Origin of the sequence: Pseudonocardia sp. (assembly GCF_050246655.1) — a bacterium.
Taxonomy (GTDB): Bacteria; Actinomycetota; Actinomycetes; order Mycobacteriales; family Pseudonocardiaceae; genus Pseudonocardia.
The window spans coordinates 1,830-7,099 of record NZ_JBFWVQ010000186.1; the positions used below are offsets into that span (position 1 = coordinate 1,830).

The 5,270-nt window shown below is 75.2% G+C and carries 4 protein-coding genes; all 4 read right to left on the minus strand.

Annotated elements, in window-relative coordinates; translation table 11 throughout:
• Positions 1-59: 59 nt before the first annotated feature.
• Positions 60-614, minus strand: coding sequence for an RNA polymerase sigma factor SigM (gene sigM / locus AB7J25_RS29485; RefSeq protein WP_428514458.1), 555 nt, complete (start codon positions 612-614; stop codon positions 60-62).
• Positions 615-685: 71 nt separating this feature from the next.
• Positions 686-2,329, minus strand: coding sequence for a protein kinase family protein (locus AB7J25_RS29490; RefSeq protein WP_428514460.1), 1,644 nt, complete (start codon positions 2,327-2,329; stop codon positions 686-688).
• 48 nt (positions 2,330-2,377) lie between these two features.
• Positions 2,378-4,195, minus strand: a complete 1,818-nt coding sequence (gene murJ / locus AB7J25_RS29495) for a murein biosynthesis integral membrane protein MurJ (RefSeq protein ID WP_428514462.1) — start codon at positions 4,193-4,195, stop codon at positions 2,378-2,380.
• Positions 4,192-5,270: DUF6049 family protein (locus AB7J25_RS29500; RefSeq protein WP_428514464.1), on the minus strand; the 1,079-nt coding region annotated here is incomplete at its 5' end. The genes AB7J25_RS29500 and murJ, both read right to left, overlap by 4 nt.

Here is a 5,270-nt window from a genome sequence, read left to right on the forward strand (position 1 = left end):
CGGACCCGCCTCCGCTCCTCGCTCGCCGGAGCTCGCTGCGATGCTCACCGGGTCCTCGCTCACGGCAGCTCCTCCCTCAGGTGGCCGAGGAGGAGGGCCAGCCGGGCCCGGCCCCGCGCGCAGCGGCTCTTCACGGTCCCGACGGGAACCTCGAGGATCTCGGCGGCCTCGGCCACGGCGCAGCCGTGCACGTCGACCAGGACGACGGCCACCCGCTGCTCGACGGGCAACTCGGCCAGGGCGTCGTGGACAGCCAGCCGGGTGGCGAGCTCGGTGGCGGTGTCCGGCCGCGCGGCGGGCAGGTCCGATCGCGGCCACGCCACCAGGACCGGGCGGGCCCGCGCGCGCCGCAGGCGGTCCCGGCAGATGTTCACGACGATCCGCTGCAGCCAGGTGCGCACCGCGGCATCCCCGCGGAACGCGGCCACACCCCGGTGGGCCGCGAGGAGCGCCTCCTGCACGGCCTCCGCGGCGTCCTCGGGGCGGCCGAGCACCCGCACGGCGACGGACCAGAGCCGGTCCCCGTGACGGCGCACCAGCTCGGCGAACGCGCGCCCGTCCCCGTCGCGGTGCGCGGCGAGCAGCTGCTCGTCGGTGACGTCGGGATCGGCCACCGGCGGAGAGTAGATCGCGCCCGGGGGTCCCCGAGGCGGTTTCGCGACACTCGTCGCGACCGCCCGCGGGGTCAGGTGAGGGCCCGGCGGAACTCCAGCTCGTCGATCTGCGTGACGTAGCCGTCCTCGCCCGGCCCGAGCCGGTCGATCCACACGACCACGTACTGCACCGGCTGGCTCTGGGCCAGCGAGATCGTGGTGCGGTCCTGGTCCAGTACCGCGCCCGCCACCTGCGTCGTCTCGTCGAGGCCCGCGTCCGACGTCGGCGCCGCACGCACCTCGACGCGGGTGCCGCGGCTGGGCGAGGTGATCGTCAGCGTCGACAGCTGCACCGGCGACACGAACGAGATCATCACACCGACCCCGGGCTTCAGCGCGGGCAGCTGCTGCCGGTAGGTGTGGGTGCGCCAGAACGTCGTGGTGTCGCCGTCGATCACGCGGGTGACGCGGGCGGCGTTGTCGCCGTCCCCCGGGCCGTACACCTGCACCCCGGCGACCGCGGCGCGCCCGCCCGTCGCGGGGCCACCGGCACCGCCCTGGGTCGCGCCCGGGTCGCCGACGACAATGACCGGTGAGCTCGGGTCGCTGAACACCGACGTGAGCTGGTAGCCAGCGGACCCCACGATCAACGCCATCACGGCGCCGAGCCCGGCGAGTGCGAGGCGCATCCGCCTGCGCCGCTGCGGGTCCACCGGCTCGTCGCCCGCACGGCTGTCCTGCCACACGTCGTGGGGATCGGCGGGCAGCCCGTCCCGGACGGGCGGCAGCAGGGCCTCGCTGTCGTGTTCCTCGATGACCTCGGTGAGGAGCCGGTTCACCGCTGCGGCGGTGTGCACGTGCCCGGGGGCGTCCGCGGGCCCGAGGGTGCCGGTGGCGAGGGCGTCCAGCTCCAGGGGGATGCCGGGGCGTACCACGGACGGCGGCACCAGCGCTCCGGACGACGTCCGACCCGCGCTCGCGAGGCCCGCCGCCGCTGCGTCGCTGCTCGACAGCGGCCAGCGCCCGGTGAGCAGGGTGACCAGCACGGCGCCCAGCCCTCGGACGTCGTCCGCCGGAGACACGTCGGGCCGCGGCAGGGCGAAGCAGAGCTGGACGGCGCCGTCCGGGCGGACGCGGATGCGCTGCGGGTGGTCGCAGCCCAGGACCAGGCCGTGCCGGTGGGCCTCCTCGACGGCCGCGGCGAGCGGCTGGAGCGAACGTGCGACGGAGATCGGCCGTTGCGGGCCCTCGGCCAGCGTGTCGGCGAGGCTGCGCCCGGGAACCCACTCGCTGACAGCGGCGCCCAGCACGTCCGCGGGCAGGCCGGCGGCGCCGGGGCTCAGGACGTCCAGGAGCCGGGCGCATGCCTCGTGCTCGAAGCAGCCGGAGCGCAGCGCCCGCATGACCATCTCGTTCGCCCGTTCGAGAGCGGTCGGATCATCCTCGCCCCCGACCGCCCCGGAATCCGCATCGCGGCGGCTCAGCACGGTGATGGCCACGTCCCGCTGCAGGACGAGGTCGCGGGCGCACCAGAACTCGGCACCCGCCCGAGCGTCCGACCCGGCTCGCGTGTGCAGCCGGTAGCGCGACGCGAGCGTGGTGCCCGGGCCGGTACCGGCCGGGGTGGGGGCCTGCTGGCGGCTGCGTGTCGTCTCCGCCTGTTCGGACGTGTCGGGGAGCCCGTCGCCCACATCAGGCGGATCGACGTGGTCGGGCGGGCTCGCCAGATCGCTCACCGGGCAGCACCTCCCCCACGCTCCCGACCTTCGGAAGCCTACGGCAGCTCATCGCGCGACGCCCTCTTCTTGTGACGATTTCCGGCGACCTCGTACGCGCCGCCACACCGGAGCGAGCTCCGGCTGGCGGACGAGGCGCATCGCCAGGAGCGTGACCGGCACGAACACCGCCGTCGCCACCACCAGGACCGCCCACGCCCGCGGCCCGGCCGCCCACGTCCCGACCGGTCCCTGCGCGAGGAGCCCGACCGCGGCGTACGATGCGATCCCCCCGGCGAGGCTGGCCAGCAGCGCGCGGCCCACCGAGTTCACCACCTGCCCGCTGCGGGTGCTGCCGAGGCGGCGGCGCAGCAGCACGTTGCCCAGCACCGCGCCGATCACGAACGAGGCGCTGTTGGCTGCCGCCAGCCCCAACACGACGTCGGCGGGCGCGAGGAACAGCGGGCACGCGAGCAGCATCGGGATCTTCACCGCGACGACGACGAGCTGGATCATCGTGGGGGTGCGGCTGTCGGTCAGCGCGTAGAAGACGCGCAGCTGCAGCATCGTCACCGCGAACGGCACCAACCCGAACGCCGACCAGGCCAGGGCCATGCCGAGCCGGGCGTTGCCGCCGCCGTCCGAGCCCTGACCGAGGCTGAACAGCGCCACGCCGACCGCGGGCCCGTAGAGCGTGAGCAGCACGCTGATCGGCAGCAGGAGGACGGTGGCGAGCCTGCTGCCGAGCGACAGGTCCGCGATGACGTCCGGGGTGCGGCCCTCGGCCGCGGACCGGCTCATCCGTGGCATCAGCGCGGTGAGCAGGGAGACGCCGAGCACGCCGTAGGGGACCTGGAGCAGGAGCCACACGTTCGCGTAGATGGCGGGTGCGGCGACGTCGGAGGTCCACGCGACGCGGGTGGTGACGACGTAGCCGATCTGCCCGATGAGGACGTAGGTGATCACCCAGACCGCGAGGCCGCTCGCCGCCGTGAGCCGCCGGTCCCAGCCCCACAGCGGGCGGTACGACCCGCCGAGCCGGCGCACCGCCGGGATCAGCACGAGGGCCTGCGCCACGATGCCGAGCGTGGTACCCAGGCCCAGGACCAGGAGCTTCGTGTCCCCCATGCGCACCGGGTCCAGGCTGATCTCGCCCGGAACCATCACGTAGACGCCGAGGACGGCGAGGACCACCACGTTGTTCAGCACCGGCGCCCAGGCGAACGGGGCGAAGACGCCTCGGCTGTTGAGGATCGCGCCGAGCAGCGCCCCGATCCCGTAGAAGAAGATCTGCGGCAGCAGCAGCACCGCGAACGCGGTGGCGAGGTCCGGGCTGACGGTGATGGGCACGTCGGCGTCGCCCGTTCCGCCGTGCCCGCCCAGGTAGAGCTGCGTGAGCAGGGGCGCGGCGAGCATGGCGACGGCCGTGGCGACGAGCAGGACCAGGCCCAGGACGGTGAGCAGCTTGCGGGTGTAGGCCTCGCCGCCGTCCGCGTCCTCGGTCTGGGCGCGGACCAGGAGCGGGATCATCACGCTCGACAGCACCCCGCCGAGCAGCAGCTCGTAGACGATGTTGGGCAGCGTGTTCGCGATGGTGTACGAGCTGTTGACGAACCCGAGGCCGAGGACGGCCACCAGGGCGATCTGGCGCACGAAGCCCGTGATGCGGCTCGACAGGCTCGCGACGGCGATCATGCTGCTCGCGCGGCCGAGGGACTGCCGGGCGCGCTCGGGCGGGCGGTTCGGCGGTGGCCCGGCGTCGATCGGCTCGTCGCTGACGGTCTCGGTGGGCGCGTCGTCGACGGCCGGGATCTGCTCGGTCGGCGGATCGTCGGCGACGGGCGGGAGGGCGACGGTGTCCGGGTCGTCGTCCGGGCGGCGGTTCACGGGCGGTGGGACGGCACGCCGGGCGGCGGGTGGGGCCGGGTCGAGGATGTGGCGGGTGGGCGCGTCTGCGGGTCCGTCGTCGGACGGGCCTGCGGTGCTCCCGCGGCCGGTGGTGAGGGTGCGGGCGCGGGCGGCGTCCCCGATGCCGTCGGCGGCGTGTTCTCCCCCCGCACGCGGCGCCGCACCCGGCGGGCGGCCAGGACCACGAGCAGTACTCCCGCGGTTCCGGTCAGCCACACGGTGATGGTGCCGTAGCCGGTGGACCGGACGCGCAACCGGCTCGCCGGGCCGAGCTGCCCTCCCTCGGGGGTGTGGACGGTCGCGTCCACAGTGAACTGCCCCGAGCGAGTCACCTCCGCGTTGACCTGCACCTGGCGGCGCCCCGCCGGGGGGATCACCTGATCCGGGATGGGGTCGACCACCAGCCCACCGGAGCTCGCCAGGTCGATCCGCACGCGTACCCCGATCGGCAGCCCGTTGGCCAGCGTGAGCAGCAGCGGGGCGTCCTTCGTCCCCAGCGCGTACGGGCTCGGTGGCTCGACGACGCGGATGGCGGCGCGCAACTCCTGCACGCGGGCGTCGGCGAGGGTGGCCGCGCCGGAGGCGTCGTCCACGCGGCCGCGGAACGCCGCGGACACCGGCCGGACCAGCCCGCGGGTGAGCGGCCCGAACACGTCCTCCACGGTGACGCCGACGCTGCCCTGCTCGACCGCGGCCGACTGCAGGTCCACGAGGCTCGCCCGGGTGCCCGCGACGGTGGCGACCACCTCGGGCGGCACCTCGCGGGCTCCGGCCCGCAGCGGGTAGGCGGGCGGCCGCGCGCCGTTCTCGGGGATGCCGGCGGACACGGTCTGGGTGAGCGGGCTCGGGGTGAGGAGGCCGGCCGAGATCATCTGACCGGCGGCCGTCAGCAGCGCGCCCGCGCTCGTGCCGTCCGCGCTCCACTGGTGCGGCGGGGCGAGGACGAGCGGGTCCGGGCCTGCCGCGAGGGTGCGGGCCCGGAACGCGAGCGTGCCGATCGCGTCCTGGGTCGAGAGCGGCGACGGCGTCCCCGCCGGGATCACCGCGGGCCGGA